Below are 19,176 nucleotides of genomic sequence, written 5' to 3' on the forward strand. Positions count from 1 at the left end.
CCATCCGGATCGTCCACGTCCACGTGTGATTCGCTGATGTACCGTTCGCGAATGCTGAACAATGACCGCCTGCTGCTGCTGGCGGAGCTGGCCCGGCTCGGCTCGATGCGGGAGGTCGCCGACGAGCTCGGCACCACCACGTCGACGGTGTCGCAGCAGCTGGCGGTCCTCGCCAAGGAGGCCGGCACCGCCCTGACCGAGCCCGACGGGCGGCGGGTCCGCCTCACCCCGGCGGGCCGCCGGCTGGCCCGGCACGCGGTGACGATCCTCGCCGCCGTCGAGGCCGCCCGGCTGGACCTGGACCCGTCCGCCGAGCCGGCCGGCACGGTCCGCGTCGCGGGCTTCGCCACCGCGATCCGCCGCTCCCTGCTGCCGATCGTCGCCGCCCTGCCGTCCCGGCATCCCGCGCTGCGCGTCCTCATCCACGAGCACGAGCCGGCCGAGGTGCTCCAGCTGCTCGCCGGCGACCGGGTCGACCTCGGCCTCACGTACGACTACAACCTCGCGCCCGCCCCGCTCCCCGACACCGTCGAGGCCACCGCCCTGTGGACCAGCGAGTGGAGCCTCGGCGTGCCCGCGGGCCGCGCCGGCCGCGCCGTTCAGGGCAGCGCGCTGGAGGTGTTCCGGCACTTCGAGGGCACCCACTGGCTCGTCAACTCCCGCAACACCGCCGACGACGACGTGGTCCACACCGTCGCGGCGATGGCCGGCCACACCCCGCTGATCACCCACCGCGCCGACAGCCTCGACCTGATCCAGGACCTGATCGTCGCCGGCCTCGGCATCGGCCTCCTGCCCGCCGACCAGCCCACGATCCCCGGTGTCACGCTGGTGCCGCTGCGCTCCCCCGACGTGACGATGCGCGCGTTCGCCGTGACCCGCCTCGGCCGCCGAGCCTGGCCACCCCTCGCCGTCCTCCTCGACCTGCTGACCACCCCGGCTCACTGACTCCCGCGGCTCACTGAGAGCCGCTCGATCATCGCGGTTGGCCGGTGGCGCCGTCCTCTTCTCGCAGGGGGTCTTCTCGCAGGGCGTGGCCGGTGGTGCTGTCGACGTGGGCGGGGACCGTGCCGTCGTGGCGGTCGCCGGTGGTGACGGTGCCGGTCGGCTCGAACATGAGGATCGCGCCGCCCGGGGACGACGGGCGGTGCTCGACGCCGCGCGGCACGACGAACGTGTCGCCCTTGTGCAGCCGCACGACCCGCTCGCCGTGCTCGTCGCGGACGGCGACGTCGAACTGCCCGTCGAGCACCAGGAAGAACTCGTCCGTGTGCTCGTGCACGTGCCAGACGTGCTCGCCGAGGGTGTGCGCGATCCGCACGTCGTAGTCGTTGACCCGGGCGACGATCCGCGGGCTGTAGACGTCGTCGAAGGAGGCGAGGGCATCGGTGAGGTTCACGGGCTGCATGCCTCCCATGGTCCTCGCCCCGTCTTGTACGTTCCTTACTGCGCCTGCTGGGCCGCGATCTGGATCAGGTTGCCGCACGTGTCGTCGAACGTGGCGACGGTGACCGGGCCCATCTCCGTCGGCTCCTGGGTGAAGACGACGCCGAGGGCGCGCATCCGCTCGTACTCCTTGTGCACGTCCTCTACGGCGAACGACGTGAACGGGATGCCGTCCTCGTTGAGCGCCGCCCGGAACGGGGCGACGGCCGGGTGGTTCGCCGGCTCGAGGAGCAGCTCGGTGCCGTCGGGGCGCTCCGGCGACACCACGGTCAGCCAGCTGAACTCCCCCATCGGCACGTCGTGCTTCTTCACGAAGCCGAGCACCTCGGTGTAGAACTTCAGCGCCTTGGCCTGGTCGTCGACGAACACGCTCGCCAGGTTGATGATCATGTTTGCTCCGGCTCTCTCGGGATCAGCCACCGCTCGACGATCTCCCGCAGCGGGCGCGTGTCGAGGTGGTGGTACTTGTACCGCCCCTCCCGGCGCGCCACGACCAGCCCGGCCGCCTCCAGGAGCTCCAGATGCTGGGAGATCGCCTGGCGCGACGAGCTGATGTGGTGCTTCATGGTGAGGCGGCCGCAGAGTTCGAACAGTGTCTGCCCGTCGCGGTCGGTCAGCTCGTCGACGATCGCGCGGCGGGTCGGATCGGCGAGCGCCTTGAAGACGTCGCCACTCATCTCGCTCATGACCCACCCATGATAGGCAAGCAGCTACTTGCATATCAAGTCTCACAGCACCGTCGGTGCCGTGATCGTGAACCGCGCCTCGACCTCCGCCCGCACCCGCTGCCGCTGCGGATCCAGTTCGAGCGGCGCCGGTCCGCCGTAAGACGCCCGCTTCATCGCCCCAGCGTCGTACGCCTGGAACTGCGCGAACGACTCCGAGCCGCGGCTCAGCCCCGGGTCGGACAGCTCGAGGAGGTCGACGACCTGCGCCCCGAGCGCGTCGGCGTACTCCTTGCCCCGGACGATCGCATCGGCGACCGCGTCCCGCCGCACCTCCTTGAACACCGGGCTGTCGGGCCGCAGCGACCACACCGGCCCGTGCACGTGCGTCTGGTCCTGGTTCGCGACGGTCAGCAGCATCTCCCCCAGCGCTGCGAAGTCCCTCACCACCACCGTGGTCGACACGCTGCCGGAGTACGCGGTGACCCGCTCACCCTTCTTGCCCATCTCCGGGTGCACGTGCAGCCCGCTGGTCTCCCGCCGCTCGATCCCGTCGCCATACCGGTCGAACAGCCCCCGCAACGCCTCGACCCGCTCCCGCAGCCGCGTCAGCGTCGCCTCCCGATCCTTGTCTCGCGCGACCACCGTCACCGTGAACTCGGCCAACTCGGGGTCGACCTCACGCACCGCTTCACCACGCACCGCAACCACCGTCATCCCGCGAGCCTAACCACCACCCCCAACACCATCAGCCCAAACCAGCGCCCCATGATCCCGTGCGATTCCGGCAGCCAGAGCCGCCAGAACGACTCGGGATCATGAACTAGCGACGCGCTGCGCGGGTGCCGGCGCGGCGCGGGATGCCAAGGGCCAATCTCCCAGAGCCGCCCCTTCCGTCATCCTCCCTGGTGAAGCGCCGGGTGACCCGGCGCAGGGATTGCCCCGCCAGCCGGCCCCGCTTCGCCCCGCGCGCGGGCACGGGCCGCCAGTCGTCAGGCGGGCCAGTCGTCGAGGACGTAGCGGCGGATGAGGGCCGCGTGGGACAGCGGCGTCGACAGGTCCGTCACGTCGCCGTTGGTCGTGTAGTCGAGCAGCACCACCTCGCCGCCCTCCGTGAGCCGCAGCAGCTCCTCGACCTGCTCGGCCGCCCGATGCTCCAGCACCCAGCGATACACCGGTAAGTAGATCTGGCGGCGGGCCGTCTCGTAGTCCAGCAGCGTGTCACCCGTCAGGCCGCGCCGGTGCCCGTGGACCTGGCCGAACCGGCGGACCGTCCGCTTCAGCCCGGTCATGCCCGTCGCCGTGAGCTTCGCCGGGTCGACGTCGGCGGTGTCGAACACCTTCAGCGCCTGCCAGATGCCCTCGACCGACGCCCCGTCCGTCCCCGGGCTGAACGGCACCGGAATGCTGCCGTGCGGATAGAACGGGCTGAGCCGCACCCACGGCTGCGGCCCCCGCGACGTCACGTCCAGCACCGTCGCTCCCGGGAACGCCGCCGCCAGCGAGGCCGCGCCCCGCCGCCTGCTCGCCACATGCACCGCCATGGAAACACCCCTCCCCGTCACACGCATCATGCCCCCGGGGTACGACAATTCTGGGATGGATGATCCGTACGACCTGGCCAGGTTCGTGGTCGCGCAGGAGGACACCTACGACGAAGCGCTCGACGAGCTACGCCGGGGGCGCAAGCGCAGCCACTGGATGTGGTTCGTGTTCCCGCAGGTGGCGGGGCTCGGGTCGAGCCACATGGCGCAGCGCTTCGCGATCTCGTCGCTGGACGAGGCGCGCGCGTACCTGCAGCATCCGGTCCTCGGTCCGCGCCTGCACGAGTGCGCCGAGGCGATGCTCGGTAACACGGAGGCGACCGCGCGGCAGGTCCTCGGTGACATCGACGCGATGAAGCTGCGCTCGTCGATGACCCTGTTCCAGCTCGCCGCGCCGGAGGACAACGTCTTCGCCCGGGTCGTCGACCGCTTCTTCGACGGCGCCCCCGACGCCGAGACGATCCGCCGGGTCTGAGTCAGGCAGAAATCGAGCGGGTCGCCTCTTCGGTCGGCTTGACGACAGTCGATGTAGTACTTGGCGGGAACCTGACAAACGACGTCTTGACCCTGCCACACCATGCCTGTCAGGGTCGCTGTGTCGTCACCCGTCTGAAGGGGGCGGTTCATGCGCGCCTTCATCTCCTACGCCCACACTGATCCCGATCGGGATCTCGCGGTCTGGCTCGACGAGCGACTCCCTGCCGCCACCGGGTTGGACGTGGTGCGCGACGAACACTCGATCTCCAACGGCGTCCCGTTCCACCCGGTCATCCACTCGCTGCTCAAGGGCTGCGACTTCCTGTTCTTCCTCTGGTCCGACATTTCGACCAATGCGCCGTACTGCGCCGAAGAACTGAGAACCGCGTTCAAGCACGGCCTGCTGATCTTTCCGGTCCGGCTCCATTCCGACCTGCTCGAGCACGACATCTTGTCGCAGTACTCCGACATCTCGTTCGACGGTGACCGGGACGCTCTCCTGCGCCGGATCTCCGAACGGCTGGCGCACCTGGAGACGCCGGAAGGACGGGTGCCGCTGCTGGAGCACGTGCTGATGCAGTTCAAGGACCGGCGCCGCCGGCCGAGCGTCGATCAGGCGGCGAACGAACGCAACATCGCCACTCTCGAGGCACGGCTCGAGGCGACCCGCGGCCTGCTCACCCAGGACTCACTGACCAACAGGCTTCTCGGCGGCACGGCCACCGGGACACCGGCGGCCACCGACGACTTCCAGAACCGGGACAAGGAGCGCGAGCAACTGCTCGCCCTGCTGCGGTCCGAAGGTAGTGACGTGATCCTCGCGCTCGGCGATGACGGTGTCGGCAAGACGAGCCTGATCGACAAGGTGCTCGACCGGCTGCACCGGGAAGCACAGATCATCCGGCACGAGGTGTACCCGTCCCGAGCCTTCGGCGCTGGCGACTTCATCAGCTCCCTGGAGAGGCGGTTGCCGTCGACGGACGACGCACCGGAATACCGACCGATGGACCCAGTCATGATCAAGCTTCGAATCCTGCTCGAGAAGCCAGCGACCGAACCGGTGATTCTGGTCATCGACGGTGCGGAACACCTGCTCGACCTGCGGACGCACCAGATCATGGACGACGACCTCGACGACGCGCTGCAAATGCTCGGTGGTGGCAGGAGCAGGCTGCCGCAGCCGGTCAAGGTCCTCCTCATCAGCCGCATCCGGCCGGATCCGACCGAGCGCAACAGTTGGCCGCTGGATGCCTCTTCGCTGCCAGTGATCAAGGGTCTCGGCCCCGAGCCGTTCAAGCGCTTCCTGCAGGGGCTCGACCGGCATCGAGTCTGGTTCGGCGACGCCGAGCCGGAGCACTTCGCCGCGCTCCACACCCTCACCGACGGCTCACCGCGCGCCGGCGAGCTGATCTACGCCATCTTCATGAACACCCGGCACGAACTCGAACTCCCCGTCCTGCAGCGGCACCTGCCCGGCGGCAGCCCCGAACATGTCCGCCGCCGGCTGATCGAGCGGCTGGTCAAAGGCATGGACGACGACCGCCGGCGTGCGGCCCAGGTCGTGGCGGCATTCGGTTTTCCGGTGCCAGTGGCGTACGTCGCGGCCGTCCTCGACGTCGGCGAGCGGTTCGCACACAGCACGCTGAAACAGTTGGTGGAGCTGAAGATCCTCCGGCAGACCTGGGACAAGCGGTATTTCGCGCCACCGCCAGACGACCGGTACATCCTGAGCGGGCTCCCACCCGACGCCGCGGACGGCCCGAGCCGCCGGGCGCTGTACCGTGCCGCGGCCCGCTATCTGGTCACGCAGCGCCCCGAGCCCGTCGCCACGGTCGCCGACCTGACGATCCACCGCTATGAGATCGACCTGCTGCGCAGAGCCGACGAGCACGCCGCGGCGTTCGACCTGATCTCCATGATCGATCACGACTACCTGCATCGGTGGGGATTCAGCTCGCTGCTCACGTGGCAACGGGAACAGTTGCAGGACGATCTCGCCGACGACATGCGGCGCACGCTCAACCTCGACGGGATCGGCTACTCCTACTGGTCGCGAGGGAAGCTCGAGCCCGCCCGAGCCGCGTACATCGAGGCGCTCGACCTGGCCCGCAGGCTCCGTCAGGCTGCTTACGAGAAGCGGATTCTGGTGAGCCTCGCCGGCGTGCACTGCGATGACATGAACATGCCACGTGCCGAGGAGTACTACACCGACGCGCTGGCTCTCGCCGAGCGGCATCGCCTGCCGGCCGAGACCGTGACGCCTCTGATCGGGCTGTCCGACTGCGACCGCCACCACGGTGACATCCCCCGGAGCATTGAGCGGCTCACGCAAGCGCTCGGGCCGGCTGGTGAAGGCGACCCGGCGAAAAGGGCGGCACTGCTGATCCGACTCGGCCGCCGGCACTTGGACCTCGGTGACCATCGGGCGGCCCGCCGATACCTCGACGACTGCGGTCCGCTCATCCGTGCGGAGGCGGAACCCGTCCTAGCTTGCGACCATGACGACGCTGTCGCCGACCTGCTGCTCAGCACCGGTGAGATCGGCGCGGCGATCGACCTCGCCGGCTCGGTCGACCGCCGCGCCGCGCATCTGGGTGATCCGACCGCACTTCGGAAGGCGCGGACGACACTCGCGTTCGCGTACGCGGCCGGCGGTCATTGGAAGGCGGCCGCCGACATGATCGTCCGCATGGAGCGCTACCGGACCAGACGACACGCGCTGATCGCGCTTGCGCTGCACGGCTACCTGCAGTTGCGCGATGGCGCTACGTGGAACGCGGCGGCGACGTTCGGCCAGCTCCGCGAGGAGTCGTTCCGGCGGCACCAGACGGACCGAAGGGACTTCTCCGCATTCGACATGGAAGGCTTCGCGGTCTGCGGCCTGCACCTGTCCGATGGCGTCCCGCTCGACACCGCGTATGAGGCGTTCGACAAGGCCCGCGCCATCACCGTGACCGCGGTCGGCCCGATCCGCCGCCTTCGAGGGCTGCTGCGCGACCTGGAGCGCTGCGGCGCTGCCGGCGTGCTCCACGAGGCGGTCGAACGGGCGGTCGGCACCGCCCCTGTCGACGGCTGAAGCGGTTACGTCCTGAGCCAGCCACGCTGCTGCGCCTTCATCAGCGCCTCCGTCCGGCTCCGTACGCCCAGCTGCGCGTACAGACTCTGGAGGAGCCGGAACATCGCTCGTTCGGAGTAGCCCGCGTCGGCGGCGATGTGGGCGACCGTGCTGCCCGCGGCCAGCTCGCGCAGCCAGCGCAACTGCGTGTCCGACGGCGGCTCCCACGACGACGCGTCGAGCTCCGGTGCGAGTTCGGCGGCGAGGGCCGCCAAGATCCGTTGTGGAAGGATCGCGGCGCCGTCGACCGCGGCGTGCACCGCACGCCTGATGTGCGGCCCGGGCGCGGCCCGGTCCAACACCCCGACGGCCCCCAGCGCGGCGGCCCGGACGGCGGCGGCAACGGTCACCTCGTCGAGCAGCGCGACCACGAGCACGGCGGGCAGCTCTGCCAGCGCGGTCAAGGTGGCCCAGCTCTGCGTGGACCACAGGGTCAGCATGACCAGCGGCCGGTCCACAGCCACCGCCCAGGTGAGGACATCGTCCGGCGTGTCGACCGTGTATTCGTCTCCGAGCACAGCGGCCATCCCGACCCGGAACACTGGCAGTGGATCGACGACCGCGATGCGCCGCACGTGCGGTCACCCACCTTCCCCGCTCCCGCCCAGTCCACCGGCTCCACCTAACCGGAGCCGAACTGAGTTTCGTGGCAGGCACCGCCGCAAGACGTCATGGATCTGCGCAAGCCCGCCACCGTACGGTCACCGCGAGATTCCTCAGCGTGATGTGGGGAGGCATCGTGGTTCACGACGATGACGACAACCGTCCACCGGACGACCGGATCTGGGACGCCGACCCGAACAACAACTGGCCGCCGCCTGAAGACGATCCGTGGGAACGCGACGAGCACGGGCGGCCAATTCGGAAAAAGAAGAAGAAAAAGGGCGGCTAGCCAGCGGGGCGTTCGAAGGGCAGCGGCATGCCGGCGGCGTCGAGGACGCGGACGTACCCGTCGACGATGGCCGCGAGGTGGTTCGCGGCGTAGGACAGCTCCTCCTCCGCGGCGGCGGTGTCGCCGGAGCGCAGCAGGTCCAGGGCGCGCTGGACTTCGCCGGTGAGGACGGACAGCGAGTCACCCTGCACCAGGACGCCGGGGTGGCGGCGGCCGGGCAGTCGTAACACCGCGTAGTTGTGCTGACCCGTCATCATCTCGACCTCGACCCGCGCCACCTCCCGATGGTACGGCGGGCGCACGCCGGAGCAGGGTCGAGGCACTGGCACGTTTCCGGGATTTGTCCGCGTACGGAGTTGCCTACCTTCAATTCCAACAGCACACAGACTTTCCAGGGAGCACACGATGAGCGACTACGACTTCGGCCACGTCGAGACCGGCGAGAACCACGAGGCGCTGGACCAGCTGCACCAGGTCGACGCCAGCGAGAACAACTACGACTCGCAGTTCGGCGTGTACGAGCAGGACCACGCCTCCGCCGAGAGCACCAGCTTCGACCAGGGCCACCACGTCTCCTACACCGACCCGAGCGGCGTGCAGTACGAGGAGTCGGACTACACCTCCTACGACCACAGCGTGGCCGAGACGGACCACGTGTTCGCCGCGGAGGGCTCCGAGTCGGCGTCCTCGAGCGAGTTCCACGAGCTCGAGGCCCTGCAGGCCCGCCTGGACAGCGCGTTCGCCTCGTCGACCCAGATCAGCGGCGTCTCGGCGTAACAGCAAGCGAAGCCCCTGGCGTGAGGCCGGCCACCACCACGGTGACCGGCCTTCGCCATGCCCGCGCTTAGGAGGCGCGACCGGCGGGTATCGCTGACCCATGGCGCAGTATGAGGTCAACGAGGACGCGGTGGCGTACGCGCGGAAGCTGATCGACGCGCGGCAGTACGTGCTGGACAGCGACTGGGGCGCGGCGCAGCCCAAGGCGGCCGACGACAACGCGTTCCTGGAGAAGCACACGTGGGACGAGTACGCGCGGTGGCATCTCGGGCTGACCGTCGGCCCCGGTGAGGAGACGAAGGCGCGCTACGCGTTCGCCTACGGGGACCTGCGGCGGCTGCACCGCACCGGCCTGATCGCCTGCGTGTACCGGGCGTCGGAGTGGCGCCACAAGGAGGTCGAGCTGGCCGCGCACGACCTCCTCCAGTACCTCGACGAGAAGACCGCCAGGTAGCGCGGAGCTACGGCAGGCGGACGAACGCCACCACGTTCTCCGTGCGCGGCAGCGCCTGCAGGTGCACGGAGACGCCCGTGTGGCCGGCGTTCACGACCTGGTTCTCGCCGATGTACAGCATCACGTGGCCGCCGTTGTTGGTGAAGACGAGGTCGCCCGGTTCCAGGGCTTCCCGGGTCACCCGCTGTCCGACTTTGATCTGGTCGTACGTGATGCGCGGCAGCTGCACACCGGCGGCCTGCCAGGCTCGCATGACCAGCCCGGAGCAGTCGAAGGTCTCAGGTCCCGCGGTCGCGAACTTGTACGGCTTGCCGACCTGTGCCTTGGCGTAGGCGATCGCGGTGGCGGCGCGGGCGGCCCGGGTGGAGCCGGTGATCGTCAGCGTCTGACCGATCCTGATCAGGGTCGAGGTGCCGAGGTTGTTGAGCCGCTGCAGGTCGGCGACCGTGGTCCCGTTGCGCCGCGCCAGCCCCCATAGCGTGTCTCCCGCCTGTACGACCACCGTCTGCACGACGGGTTGAGCGGGAGCCGGCGCCGCGTGCGCGATCGCCGCCGGGGCAAGGGCAGCCAGGGCCGCGGTGAGGACGGCTGATGCCTTGAGCCAGGGTGCATCCATGCAACGGAACATAACGAGCAATACTCGGGAATGTCCCTCATATCCGAATATTCGCATCAGCGGGCGGGCGGCCGCGTTCGAAGCGGTGAAACGCCGCCCAGCACACCGCGAGCACCACCGCGAACGCCGGCAGCCACAGGATCCGCGCCGCCATCCACCCGGGCGTGTCGGGGATCGTGTGCAGGCCGGGGCGGGTACCGTCGACCAGCAGCGACACCGCGATCATCGCCGTCTGGTGCCACAGGAACACCGTCATCGCCGACAGGTTCAGCAGCGCGACGCAGGCCCACGCGACCGGCCGGCGCAGCAGCGCCCGGAGCGGCTCGAGCAGCAGCAACGCCAGCCCGCACTGGGCGAGACCGAAGGTGACCGCCGCGAGGGTCGGCGGGTTGAGGTTCGACAGGCCTTCGCCGGGCACCCCGACCATCGACGCGGGGTAGCCGAACCAGCGGATCAGCACCGCCGTCGCCACGGCCCCGCCGGCCAGCAGCGTCCAGCCGGTCCGCCGCACGTCGAGCGCGCCGCGGGACCAGGCCGCACCGAGGCAGAACGGCACCAGCCACCCCGCGGCCAGGTTGACCCAGCCGAGCCACTCGGCGCCGAGCGGCCCGAAGCGCAGCACGTCCACGGCGATCACCACGCTCAGCGGCCACTGCCAGTGCAGCCGCGACACCAGCGGCGCGACGGCGGTCAGCGCGGCGAAGACCAGCAGGAACCACAGCGGCGACAGGACCAGCTTCACCAGCGTGTGCACGGTCCGGTCGGCGGCGCCGGCGGCCAGCATCGCCGCGACGACGACCGCCCACACCCCGAGCAGCGGTGGCACCGGCCGCAGCAGGCGGGCCAGCCGCGCCGCGAGCCACCGACGGTAGGGCAGCGTCCGCGGCCGGCCGGCGGTGTACCCGCCGACGAGGAAGAACACGGCGAGCGTCTGGAACAGCCAGGACACGGGCGCCAGGTCGGGCATGAACCGCAGCGGGCTGGCGCCGCGCACCTCGCCACCGTCGGTGACCAGCGCCGTCACCATCCAGTGGCCGAGCACGACCCCGCCGATCGCGAGGGCGCGCAGCCCGTCGACCGCACGGTCGCGGGTCGGCGGGGTCCTGTCTTCCAAGCGCTGCGCAAGGGCGAGCAAAGCCATGCGGCGACGCTACGGTCGGCGCACCCGCACCGTCGTCACGCTGCGGGACTGCATCGCAGTACCACCCCGGTACTACATCGCTGGACGGCGTCCGGTACCAAGGTGGGCATGAATCGTCTCTGGTGGTGGTGCGGCGGGGTCGTCGGCGCGGTCGTCCTGGTGACCGGATACCTGCTCGCGACCGACTTCCCGGCCCGGTCCGACGCGCTCGCGGCGCACCAGCCCGGCACGTGCGGGCTGCTGACCGCCGGCGCGAACGCCCCTTACGGTGTGGTCGCCTCCTGCATGATGCTCGGCCGGCGTACCCCGCCGGGCGGCGACCCCGACGGCACCGTGTTCGTCGTGCTGGAGACCGACCGCGGGCCGGTCGCACTGCGCGTGGAGTACAACGGCGAGGGCGACGCGTACACCGCCGACGCCGTGGAGATCCCGGCCTATCTCGCGCCCGGCATCTCCGGCGACCTCGGCAACCGCATCAAGGACGGCATCAACCAGCGGGGTGGCCTGCGCGCCGAGCCGTGGCGGGTGCACGGCTGAGCACCGGTGCCGGGGCTTGCCGGCCGTGTCGGGGGTTTGCCGGCCGTGTCGGCCCGGGGCCCGAGACCCACGCCCAAAGACCTAGACGCCGGCGGGCCCAAGGCCCGAGGCCGTGACCGACCCGCCCGTGCCAGGCTGAACGCATGGAAAAGCACGCGAGCATGACCAGGCTGCTGCACCCGCACGTCGCACCGCAGGCGGGCGGGGCGCCGCTGGTCACGCCGATCCACCAGACCAGCACCTATGAGCTGCCCCGCACCGACGAGGCCGCGCGGATCGCGGCCGCGGTGGCGCCGACCGGCTACTACACCCGGTATGGCTCGCCCAACGCCCGCGAGGCCGAGGCGATGCTGGCCGACCTCGACGGCGCCGAGGCGGCCCTGCTGGTCGGCAGCGGCATGGCGGCCGTCAGCGCCGCCCTGCTGTCCACGGTGGCCGCCGACCCCGGTGAGATCCTGGCCCAGAAGAGCCACTACACCGGCACGCTGACGCTGTTGCAGGAGATGCTGCCCGCGTTCGGCAGGCAGGTGCGGCTGGTGCCGCAGGAGGAGCTCGCCGCCGCGGCCGGCAAGCAGACCCGGGTCGTCTACGTCGAGACGCCCAGCAACCCGACGATGACCCTGACCGACCTGCGTGCTGTGCGGGCGGCCGCCCCCGACGCGATCATCATCGCCGACAACACCTTCGCCACGCCGTACAACACCCGGCCCCTCGACTTCGGGGTCGATCTGGTCGTGCAGTCGGCCACGAAGTACCTCAACGGGCACAGCGACGTCACCGCCGGCGTCGTCACCGGGTCGGCCGCCCTGATCGCGAAGGCGTGGGAGACCGCGCGGGTCCTCGGCCCGGTCTGCCATCCGTTCGAGGCGTGGCTGCTCGCCCGGGGGCTCAAGACGTTCCCGCTGCGGATGGCCCGGCACAACGCCAACGGGATCGCGGTCGCGCGGTTCCTGGCCGAGCATCCGGCGGTGCGGGCCGTGCACCACCCCGGGCTGCCCAGCCATCCGCAGCACGACCTCGCGGTCCGGCAGATGCGCGGGCACGGCGGCATGCTCGCCTTCACCGTGGCGGATGCCGATGCGGCGGTACGGGTGCTGCGCGCGACCAAGCTCTGCCGCAACGCGGTCAGCCTCGGCGGCCCCGAGACCCTCATCACGCACCCGGCGTCGCTCGTGTTCGCGCACCAGAGCGCCGAGGAGCTCGCAGCGTCGGGCGTCGACGCGACGATGCTGCGGCTGTCGGTCGGCCTCGAGGAGCCCGAGGACATCGTCGCCGACCTCGCCGCGGCGCTGTCCACAGTGGACTGATGATCCATCTGGCAAGCGGTGGCAAACGGTTGTCGGCGTGAAGAACGCGCTGCTAGCGTCGGGTTTCATCCCCATTGGAGATGCTCGATTCCACCGCCAAGGAGTTGCCATGAGCATCAGGTCCATGCTGCCCCGTGCCCTGCGAAGTCCGGCGCGGCGCATCCTCACCGTCGTCCTCGCGGCGACGGTCATCGCCACCGTCGGAGGGCTCGGCACCGCAGCCGCGGCGGACGACCCGCCGCGCGCCCAGTACCACGAGATGCACGCCAACTGCACCGTCACCCACCGGCTCGGCGACGACCCCATCGTGTTCCCGGGGCTCGCCGGCGCCTCCCACAACCACTCGTTCATCGGCAACCCCGCCACGAACGCCAACTCGACCCCGGCGTCGCTGGTCGGCGGCGCCACCTCCTGCGAGGACCAGGAGGACGCGTCCGGCTACTGGTTCCCGACCCTGCTGCAGAACGGCAACCCCGTGCTGCCCGACAAGCCGACCGTGTACTACAAGTCCGACGTCAAGGACTACCGCACCGTCAAACCGTTCCCGGCGGGCTTCAAGCTGCTCGTCGGCGACGCCCGCACCCCGGACGCGGCGCACTTCACCGGCAACTGGCAGTGCCCGGGGTACAAGGGCAACGAGATCCCCGCGTCCTGCCCGTCGGGCTCGTCGCTCGTCGTCCGCATGACCGCGCCGAGCTGCTGGGACGGCGTGCACCTCGACACCGCCGACCACAAGTCACACATGGCGTGGCCGGTCAGCGGGGTGTGCCCGGCCACGCACCCGGTGCCGCTGCCGATGCTGGAGATCAAGCTGCCGTACAAGCTGCCCGGCGGTAACACGTCGAACCTGGCGTACTCGTCGGGGGCCAGCTACACGTTCCACTACGACTTCATGAACGGGTGGGACGCGGCACGGCAGGCGTACCTGGTGACCTACTGCATCAACGGCGGGCGCCAGTGCAACGGCTACGGAGAGGACCCGAAGAATCCCTGACGAAGACGGCCCGGAGGCCCGACCGGCCTCCGGGCCCATCCGGCACGTACGCATTGGCGACTTGGGGAATCCGGTCGCCATCGCCGCTCGGGGGCGGCATGCCCGGCGTCGCTCCGGAGGCCCGGCTCCTCCGCTGACGGCAGGACACTGGCGGGAGCAGGGTGCTTGACTATTTCGGGTTGACACGAAATAGTCGGGGCGTGACGGAGGACGACGCTGATGAGATGTTGCGGGCGTTCTCCCATCCGGCGCGGCGGGAGATTCTGCGGCACTGCTGGCACGAGCGGCAGTCGGCGGGGGCGCTCACGGCCGCGTCGGGACTCGCCGCGGCCAGCGTGTCGGAGCATCTCAAGGTGCTGCGCAAGTGCGGGCTGGTGACGCTGCACAAAGAGGGCACGTTCCGGTGGTACAGCACCGACCGCGCCCGTGTGGCCGACCTCGCCGCCTGGCTGCGTGACTTTCCCAACGCCGCACTTATGGAGCAGCCATGACCAGTCCGATCGTCCACTTCGACATCCACGGCGCCGCGCCTGAGAGCGCGCAGCACCGCTTCTACGCCGGCCTCTTCGGCTGGCAGGTCAGCCCGCGCGGGCCCGGGTACGCGCAGGTCAGCACCGGCGAGGGCGGTCTTCGCGGCGCGCTCGTCGACGCCGAGACGCCCTCGGTCACCGTGGGCGTGGCCGTGGCCGACCTCGACGCGGCGGTCGCGCGGGCCGTCGCGCTCGGCGGCGCCGTGACGATGCCGCCGACCGACAACGGCTGGGTCGTCAAGGCGCAGGTCACCGACCCGTCCGGCAACCCGGTGACGCTCATCCAGGACCGGGCTTAGGAGATCGCCGCCACCAGCTTCGGGAACGTGCCCTTCCCCACCTGGATCAGGCGGCTCTGCATGTCGCGGACCTGCGCGTCGGTGAGGGCCTTGCCGCCCGTGCTGGCGACCAGCGTGATGGTGTAGACCAGGTTCGAGTCGACGCCGACGAGCGTGAATGTCGGCGCGGCCGGCTGCTGCAGGTCGGCGTAGGTGAACGCCTGCTCCCCCACGCCCGGGACGTCGGTGACGGTGCCGTTGAGCGCGGCGGAGTCCCGCAGCTGCTTGGCGGCGGCGGAGCCGGAGGCCACGTCCTTGTAGACGGTCGGCATCGCCATCACCGACGCCGTCGTCACCGTATTGCCCGACTTGTGCATCCGGCTCACCGTGCAGGAGGCGGTCCCGGCGTACGTGTTCAGGTTGCGCGACGGCGTCGGGTCGCCGACGGCTTCCTCGTACTGGCTGGTGATCGGCCCCAGGTCGACGGTGGGGCAGATGTTCTGGGGCAGCTTCGTCATCTGGAACTTGCCGGGCCCGCTCGCCTGCCCGCCCGTCGTCGAGGTGCCGCCCGGCCCGCCGCCGCTCTTGTCGCCGCTCTTGAGCAGCACGTACGCGACCACGCCGCCGCCGAGGAGCAGCACGACGACGAGGATGAGCCCGAGGCCCACCGCGATCCCGCCGGCCCGGCTGCCGCTGCTGGCCGGCCGCTGACCCGGCGGCTGCCACCCGGGCGCCGCCGGTGGCAGCGGGGTGGGCGTCGCCGACGGCGGCCCGCCGGGCGTCGCGGACGTGGGCGCGGACGCGTACGGGCTGGCGGACACCGGCATCGGCGCCGGTCGCATGCCGCCGGCGACGGTGGAGTCGGGGAACGCGGCGGCGGGCATCCCACCCGTGTACGCGCCGGTGTCGTAGATCCCCGTCGTCGGCGGCGCCGAGGTCGGGCGCCCCGGGAACGCCCCCGTCGCGGGCGGACCCGACGTCGGCCCTCCCGGGAACGGCGCCGTCGTCGGCGGACCCGACGTCGGGCGTCCTGGGAACGGGGCTGTCGCGGGCGGACCCGCCGCCGGGCCTGCCGGGAACGGCGCCGCTGAGAACGGGGTGCCGGAGACGGGGACGCCGGTGGTCTGATGGCCGGGCTGGAACGCGACCGGTGCGGGCGAGGCCGGCGCCGCTCCCGGGAAACCGTGCGCCGGCGAGCCGGTAGGCTGCGTCCCCGCCGGCTGGAACGGCTGCTGGCCCGGACCTGGCCGGTTCGGCGTCGCCGGCAGGCCGGACACCGGGGAGCCCGGGACCGCGCCGGCCGGGCTGCCCGTCGCGTGCAGGGCGCCTTCGGCGACGACGAGCTCCGGCTGCTCGGCGACGATCGGCGCGATCCCGATCGACTCGTGCAGCATGGTCGCCACGAGCGGGATCCGGCTCGACCCGCCGACGAGGAACAGCCCCGCGATCGCCGACGCCGGCACGGCCGCCTCGGTCAGCAGCGACCTGGTCATCGAGACCGTCTGGCGCAGCACCGGCCGGGCGAGCCCCTCCAGTTGCTCGCGCCCCAGCGGCACCTCCTTGCCGAGCGCGGGCACCATGACGACCGTGCCGCTGGCCCGCGACAGCATCTCCTTCGCCGAGCGCACGTCGTCCCAAAGCTGGCGGCGGCCGGCCGCGTCGGACCACAGCGTGCCGTACGTGGCCTCCAGGAACGCGACGACCGTGGCGTCCACGTCGAGCCCGCCGACGTCGTTGAGCCCGTCTGACGCGACCGGTTCGAAGCCGTGCGGCGATCGCCGCAGGACGGTGACGTCGCAGGTGCCGGCGCCCAGGTCGTACACGACGACGCAGGCCCCTACGGGAAGTTCACCGCCGCGGGTGGCGGCCAGGTAGGTCGCCGCCGCGACCGGCTCGCCCACGAGGTCCACGTCGGCGAACCCCACCTGCCGCGCCGCGTCGACCAGCACCGCGCGCCGGCCGGCGCCCCAGTTGGCGGGGTGCGTCAGCGTGACGGCCGTGACCGGCCCGGCGACCCTGGCGGCCTCCGTCGCGACCCGTTGCAGCACTGCCGCCACGAGCTCCCGGACCCCGACCTCCGCGTCGCCGAGCAGCACGCTGGTGTCGTCGACGCGCCGCTTCGGGTTGGGCTCCAGCCGCTCCGGCGCGCTGCGCGCCAGGTGCGCGGCGTCCCGGCCCGTGTGCAGCCTCCCGTCCGGCCCGAGCAGCACCGCCGACGACAGCAACGGCGACCCGTCGAACAGCAACGGCTGCACCCGCCCGTCGGGCCGCCGCAGCATCGCGATCGTCGTGGACGTGCCGAAGTCGACCCCGAGCCGGAAACCTGTCACGGTCGGCGAGCCTAACCGGTCCCACCACCCGCCGGTCGCCGGACTGTCCTCCACCTGACGCAGCGGGACAGTCCCCCACCGGACACCGCGAACCACCCCGCAGGACACGGCGAAAAGCTGCCCCACCCGACACCGCGGAACCGCCCCACGGAACACCGCGAAAAACTGCCCCCAAAAGTGCCCCCACCCGACACCGCGGGACCGCCCCACGGCACACCACGAAAAAACTGCCCTCCACGGGACACCGCGGAAACTGCCCCCACCGGACGCCGCGGCACTGTCCCAAGGGACACCGCGAGAACTGCCCTCACCGGATCACCCGAGGTCACGTCCAGGGGCCGCCCTCGACCGCACTCCTACCAGCCGAGCGTGCCGGGGCCTCCCTTGATCGGGCCGGTGATGTCGCTGGTGAGCCAGCCGCCGTAGAAGTCGCCCGGCTGGGGTGTGACCCGCTCGCCGTCGACCGTGCACTCGTCGAACCTGGACGGGTAGAACGCGAGCATGCCCCGCAGTGCCTCGTATCCGCTCGCCGGTTCCTCATACGACCATGCGCCGCCGGCCACCCCCGCGACGTCCCAGTAGGTGGCGACGCCCTTGAACTCGCAGAACGTCTGGTGCGGCGTCGGCTGGAGGGGCACCGCCACGTCGGCGGGCGGCACGTAGTACACCGGCGGATGCGACGTCTCGAGCACCCTCAGCGCCGCACGCGTGTCCGCGACGACCTGCCCCGCGTGCCGGACGACGATGTGCCGCGCCGTCCGCTCGACCCGGGGAGGCCGTGGATAGTCCCACACCGACTCGGTCATACCCCCATCATGCCGCCCGGGTACGACAGAAAACCCGGTAGCGTGCGGGAATGACGACCGACCGGCGGCGGTCGGTCGACGCCGAGGCCTCCGACGACGCCGTGGCGGAGGGCGACGTGGAGCGGTTCACGGGCTGAGGCTCCCGAGCCACGCCGCCACGGCATCGACGTCGGCGCGGGTGAGGCCGTGCCGGGCGTCGACGGCGTGCAGCAGGGCCGGGGCGGGGTGGTGGGCGGCGACCCAGTCCCGGTCGGCGGCGCCGATCTCGTCGTCGAGCCAGGCGAACGGCCGGCCGGCCGCGAAGGCCACGAGCCCGGGCGTCTTCCAGTGCACCCGGCCCGGCGGGTCCTCGTCGGGGAAGTCCACGACCGGCAGCCGGGGCAGGCCGAGCCGCGGCGCGACGACCTCGTTGGCGTCGTCCATCCACGTGGTCGCCCAGACCAGCTCGCACGGCAGCGCCGCGAGCCAGGTGCCGTGGGCGGGATCGATGCGGGACAGCAGCGGGTTGCCGCCGCCGGTCGCCGGGGCGGAGCGCGCGCCGACCGCGCCGAACGGGATCAGCGGACCGTCGACGTCGAGGAACAGCACCGGCAGCACCTGGACAGCGTAGCCGCGCGGCGATCGGCTCGACCGAGGCCGAGGCCGAGGCGCACGCCCGGCGGCAGCTCGCCGACATCCTCGAGCTCGACCCGGAGGACCTGCCGCTCAGCGGCGGATCGGGTGCAGGCGGATCATGCCCCGGCTGTCGCCGGTGGCGAGCCAGCCGCCGTCGGGGCTGAAGGCGAGGGCCTGGATCGGGGCGCCGGTCGGGCCGGTGGTGGCGATCCGCCGGCGGGTGCGGGCGTCGAGGAGGACGACCCGGCCGTTTGCGTCGCCGGAAGCGATGAGTGCGGCGCGCTGGTCGTACAGGAGCGACGTGATGCGCGCGGTGTGGCCGAGGTCGCCGGCGGTGGCTGTGAGCGTGCCAGCGGCCGGGTCCCACAGCTCGACGACGGCCGCGCCACCGGTGAACGCGGCGACCGCCAGGGTCTGGCCGTCGGGGCTGAACGCGAGGCGGGTCGCGGGGCTGGTGGTCAGCGCCGCCAGGCGGTGGCGGTCGTCGACGGTGTGGACCTCGACGGTGCGGTCGTGGGCGAACGCGGCCCACCGGCCACCGGGGTCGAGCACGGCGACGCCGGAACCGTTCCAGGACGTCGGGGTCGTTGAGCTGGGCCGCGGCACCGAGTGTGGTGATCAACGCGACGACCACGGTGGCGATCGGCAGGCC

At 71.4% G+C, this 19,176-nt stretch carries 24 protein-coding genes; 11 read left to right on the top strand and 13 right to left on the bottom strand.

The window, feature by feature from the left end; genetic code table 11:
* Positions 1-51 precede the first annotated feature (51 nt).
* Positions 52-948, top strand: a complete 897-nt coding sequence (locus ABZ321_RS54745) for a LysR family transcriptional regulator (protein ID WP_344499616.1) — start codon at positions 52-54, stop codon at positions 946-948.
* A gap of 28 nt (positions 949-976) precedes the next feature.
* Here ABZ321_RS54745 and ABZ321_RS54750 read toward each other — a convergent pair whose 3' ends face one another.
* The 5 genes from ABZ321_RS54750 to ABZ321_RS54770 all read right to left on the bottom strand — a co-directional run bounded on the left by ABZ321_RS54750 (position 977) and on the right by ABZ321_RS54770 (position 3,655).
* Entirely contained in the window at positions 977-1,408 is a 432-nt protein-coding gene (locus tag ABZ321_RS54750; RefSeq protein WP_354904437.1) for a cupin domain-containing protein, read from the bottom strand.
* 35 nt (positions 1,409-1,443) lie between these two features.
* Entirely contained in the window at positions 1,444-1,836 is a 393-nt protein-coding gene (locus ABZ321_RS54755; protein ID WP_354904440.1) for a VOC family protein, read from the bottom strand.
* A complete protein-coding gene (locus ABZ321_RS54760) occupies positions 1,833-2,132 on the bottom strand; it encodes a metalloregulator ArsR/SmtB family transcription factor (RefSeq protein WP_344499610.1) in 300 nt (99 codons plus the stop codon). The genes ABZ321_RS54755 and ABZ321_RS54760 overlap by 4 nt, the downstream gene beginning before the upstream one ends.
* A gap of 42 nt (positions 2,133-2,174) precedes the next feature.
* The gene (locus ABZ321_RS54765) at positions 2,175-2,828 is read right to left on the bottom strand and encodes an SIMPL domain-containing protein (protein ID WP_354904443.1); all 654 of its coding nucleotides are present in this window, start codon (positions 2,826-2,828) and stop codon (positions 2,175-2,177) included.
* Between the two features lie 275 nt (positions 2,829-3,103).
* Positions 3,104-3,655: a hypothetical protein gene (locus ABZ321_RS54770; protein WP_354904445.1), complete on the bottom strand. Its 552-nt coding sequence runs from the start codon at positions 3,653-3,655 to the stop codon at positions 3,104-3,106.
* Positions 3,656-3,710: 55 nt separating this feature from the next.
* On the opposite strand from ABZ321_RS54770, the gene ABZ321_RS54775 reads away from it, so the two are divergent.
* Positions 3,711-4,130 carry a DUF1810 domain-containing protein gene (locus ABZ321_RS54775; RefSeq protein ID WP_344499604.1) on the top strand — a complete coding sequence of 140 codons (420 nt, stop codon included), beginning with the start codon at positions 3,711-3,713 and terminating at the stop codon, positions 4,128-4,130.
* A gap of 150 nt (positions 4,131-4,280) precedes the next feature.
* Positions 4,281-7,208, top strand: a complete 2,928-nt coding sequence (locus ABZ321_RS54780; RefSeq protein ID WP_354904447.1) for a TIR domain-containing protein — start codon at positions 4,281-4,283, stop codon at positions 7,206-7,208.
* Positions 7,209-7,213: 5 nt separating this feature from the next.
* Here ABZ321_RS54780 and ABZ321_RS54785 read toward each other — a convergent pair whose 3' ends face one another.
* Positions 7,214-7,822, bottom strand: coding sequence for a DNA-binding response regulator (locus ABZ321_RS54785; protein ID WP_354904449.1), 609 nt, complete (start codon positions 7,820-7,822; stop codon positions 7,214-7,216).
* Between the two features lie 164 nt (positions 7,823-7,986).
* On the opposite strand from ABZ321_RS54785, the gene ABZ321_RS54790 reads away from it, so the two are divergent.
* On the top strand, positions 7,987-8,139 hold the full coding sequence (locus ABZ321_RS54790; protein ID WP_354904451.1) for a hypothetical protein: 153 nt from the start codon (positions 7,987-7,989) through the stop codon (positions 8,137-8,139).
* Here ABZ321_RS54790 and ABZ321_RS54795 read toward each other — a convergent pair.
* Positions 8,136-8,417 (bottom strand): hypothetical protein, encoded by a 282-nt coding sequence (locus ABZ321_RS54795; protein ID WP_354904453.1) that lies wholly within the window; start codon positions 8,415-8,417, stop codon positions 8,136-8,138. The two genes, ABZ321_RS54790 and ABZ321_RS54795, sit on opposite strands and share 4 nt — an antisense overlap.
* A gap of 127 nt (positions 8,418-8,544) precedes the next feature.
* Between ABZ321_RS54795 and ABZ321_RS54800 the strand changes: the two genes are divergently transcribed.
* Together ABZ321_RS54800 and ABZ321_RS54805 are read left to right on the top strand one after the other, a co-directional pair.
* Complete coding sequence (locus tag ABZ321_RS54800; protein ID WP_354904455.1) at positions 8,545-8,916, top strand: hypothetical protein; 372 nt, start codon at positions 8,545-8,547, stop codon at positions 8,914-8,916.
* A gap of 100 nt (positions 8,917-9,016) precedes the next feature.
* Positions 9,017-9,370: a hypothetical protein gene (locus ABZ321_RS54805; RefSeq protein ID WP_344499598.1), complete on the top strand. Its 354-nt coding sequence runs from the start codon at positions 9,017-9,019 to the stop codon at positions 9,368-9,370.
* 7 nt (positions 9,371-9,377) lie between these two features.
* On the opposite strand, the gene ABZ321_RS54810 is transcribed toward ABZ321_RS54805, so the two are convergent.
* Together ABZ321_RS54810 and ABZ321_RS54815 are read right to left on the bottom strand one after the other, a co-directional pair.
* On the bottom strand, positions 9,378-9,986 hold the full coding sequence (locus ABZ321_RS54810) for a LysM peptidoglycan-binding domain-containing C40 family peptidase (RefSeq protein ID WP_354904457.1): 609 nt from the start codon (positions 9,984-9,986) through the stop codon (positions 9,378-9,380).
* Between the two features lie 37 nt (positions 9,987-10,023).
* Positions 10,024-11,127, bottom strand: coding sequence for an acyltransferase (locus tag ABZ321_RS54815; RefSeq protein WP_354904459.1), 1,104 nt, complete (start codon positions 11,125-11,127; stop codon positions 10,024-10,026).
* Positions 11,128-11,235: 108 nt separating this feature from the next.
* Between ABZ321_RS54815 and ABZ321_RS54820 the strand changes: the two genes are divergently transcribed.
* The 5 genes from ABZ321_RS54820 (at position 11,236) to ABZ321_RS54840 (ending at position 14,794) form a co-directional block, all read left to right on the top strand.
* Positions 11,236-11,664 (top strand): hypothetical protein, encoded by a 429-nt coding sequence (locus tag ABZ321_RS54820; protein WP_344499592.1) that lies wholly within the window; start codon positions 11,236-11,238, stop codon positions 11,662-11,664.
* 143 nt (positions 11,665-11,807) lie between these two features.
* Positions 11,808-12,971, top strand: coding sequence for a PLP-dependent aspartate aminotransferase family protein (locus ABZ321_RS54825; protein ID WP_354904462.1), 1,164 nt, complete (start codon positions 11,808-11,810; stop codon positions 12,969-12,971).
* 109 nt (positions 12,972-13,080) lie between these two features.
* Complete coding sequence (locus ABZ321_RS54830; protein WP_354904464.1) at positions 13,081-13,965, top strand: DUF1996 domain-containing protein; 885 nt, start codon at positions 13,081-13,083, stop codon at positions 13,963-13,965.
* 200 nt (positions 13,966-14,165) lie between these two features.
* Positions 14,166-14,456 (top strand): metalloregulator ArsR/SmtB family transcription factor, encoded by a 291-nt coding sequence (locus ABZ321_RS54835; protein ID WP_344499586.1) that lies wholly within the window; start codon positions 14,166-14,168, stop codon positions 14,454-14,456.
* Positions 14,453-14,794, top strand: coding sequence for a VOC family protein (locus tag ABZ321_RS54840; RefSeq protein ID WP_354904466.1), 342 nt, complete (start codon positions 14,453-14,455; stop codon positions 14,792-14,794). The genes ABZ321_RS54835 and ABZ321_RS54840 overlap by 4 nt, the downstream gene beginning before the upstream one ends.
* Here ABZ321_RS54840 and ABZ321_RS54845 read toward each other — a convergent pair.
* The 4 genes from ABZ321_RS54845 to ABZ321_RS54860 form a co-directional block, all read right to left on the bottom strand.
* Positions 14,791-17,103, bottom strand: coding sequence for an Hsp70 family protein (locus tag ABZ321_RS54845; RefSeq protein ID WP_354904469.1), 2,313 nt, complete (start codon positions 17,101-17,103; stop codon positions 14,791-14,793). The genes ABZ321_RS54840 and ABZ321_RS54845 overlap by 4 nt on opposite strands.
* 356 nt (positions 17,104-17,459) lie before the next feature.
* Complete coding sequence (locus ABZ321_RS54850) at positions 17,460-17,909, bottom strand: DUF427 domain-containing protein (protein ID WP_354904471.1); 450 nt, start codon at positions 17,907-17,909, stop codon at positions 17,460-17,462.
* A gap of 126 nt (positions 17,910-18,035) precedes the next feature.
* A complete protein-coding gene (locus tag ABZ321_RS54855; RefSeq protein WP_354904481.1) occupies positions 18,036-18,497 on the bottom strand; it encodes an HAD domain-containing protein in 462 nt (153 codons plus the stop codon).
* A gap of 117 nt (positions 18,498-18,614) precedes the next feature.
* Entirely contained in the window at positions 18,615-19,076 is a 462-nt protein-coding gene (locus ABZ321_RS54860; protein ID WP_354904473.1) for a hypothetical protein, read from the bottom strand.
* Positions 19,077-19,176 lie beyond the last annotated feature (100 nt).

Origin of the sequence: Dactylosporangium sp. NPDC006015, assembly GCF_040614215.1 — a bacterium.
Lineage (GTDB): Bacteria > Actinomycetota > Actinomycetes > Mycobacteriales > Micromonosporaceae > Dactylosporangium > Dactylosporangium maewongense.

Bases quoted from the DNA above. Each gene is read 5' to 3' on its own strand.
- ABZ321_RS54775 (WP_344499604.1), top strand. From the start codon at position 3,711: ATGGATGATCCGTACGACCTGGCCAGGTTCGTGGTCGCGCAGGAGGAC.
- ABZ321_RS54745 (WP_344499616.1), top strand. From the start codon at position 52: ATGCTGAACAATGACCGCCTGCTGCTGCTGGCGGAGCTGGCCCGGCTC.
- ABZ321_RS54810 (WP_354904457.1), bottom strand. From the start codon at position 9,986: ATGGATGCACCCTGGCTCAAGGCATCAGCCGTCCTCACCGCGGCCCTG.
- ABZ321_RS54800 (WP_354904455.1), top strand. From the start codon at position 8,545: ATGAGCGACTACGACTTCGGCCACGTCGAGACCGGCGAGAACCACGAG.
- ABZ321_RS54755 (WP_354904440.1), bottom strand. From the start codon at position 1,836: ATGATCATCAACCTGGCGAGCGTGTTCGTCGACGACCAGGCCAAGGCG.
- ABZ321_RS54830 (WP_354904464.1), top strand. From the start codon at position 13,081: ATGAGCATCAGGTCCATGCTGCCCCGTGCCCTGCGAAGTCCGGCGCGG.
- ABZ321_RS54765 (WP_354904443.1), bottom strand. From the start codon at position 2,828: ATGACGGTGGTTGCGGTGCGTGGTGAAGCGGTGCGTGAGGTCGACCCC.
- ABZ321_RS54760 (WP_344499610.1), bottom strand. From the start codon at position 2,132: ATGAGCGAGATGAGTGGCGACGTCTTCAAGGCGCTCGCCGATCCGACC.
- ABZ321_RS54825 (WP_354904462.1), top strand. From the start codon at position 11,808: ATGGAAAAGCACGCGAGCATGACCAGGCTGCTGCACCCGCACGTCGCA.
- ABZ321_RS54840 (WP_354904466.1), top strand. From the start codon at position 14,453: ATGACCAGTCCGATCGTCCACTTCGACATCCACGGCGCCGCGCCTGAG.
- ABZ321_RS54750 (WP_354904437.1), bottom strand. From the start codon at position 1,408: ATGCAGCCCGTGAACCTCACCGATGCCCTCGCCTCCTTCGACGACGTC.
- ABZ321_RS54850 (WP_354904471.1), bottom strand. From the start codon at position 17,909: ATGACCGAGTCGGTGTGGGACTATCCACGGCCTCCCCGGGTCGAGCGG.
- ABZ321_RS54770 (WP_354904445.1), bottom strand. From the start codon at position 3,655: ATGGCGGTGCATGTGGCGAGCAGGCGGCGGGGCGCGGCCTCGCTGGCG.
- ABZ321_RS54805 (WP_344499598.1), top strand. From the start codon at position 9,017: ATGGCGCAGTATGAGGTCAACGAGGACGCGGTGGCGTACGCGCGGAAG.
- ABZ321_RS54780 (WP_354904447.1), top strand. From the start codon at position 4,281: ATGCGCGCCTTCATCTCCTACGCCCACACTGATCCCGATCGGGATCTC.
- ABZ321_RS54820 (WP_344499592.1), top strand. From the start codon at position 11,236: ATGAATCGTCTCTGGTGGTGGTGCGGCGGGGTCGTCGGCGCGGTCGTC.
- ABZ321_RS54815 (WP_354904459.1), bottom strand. From the start codon at position 11,127: ATGGCTTTGCTCGCCCTTGCGCAGCGCTTGGAAGACAGGACCCCGCCG.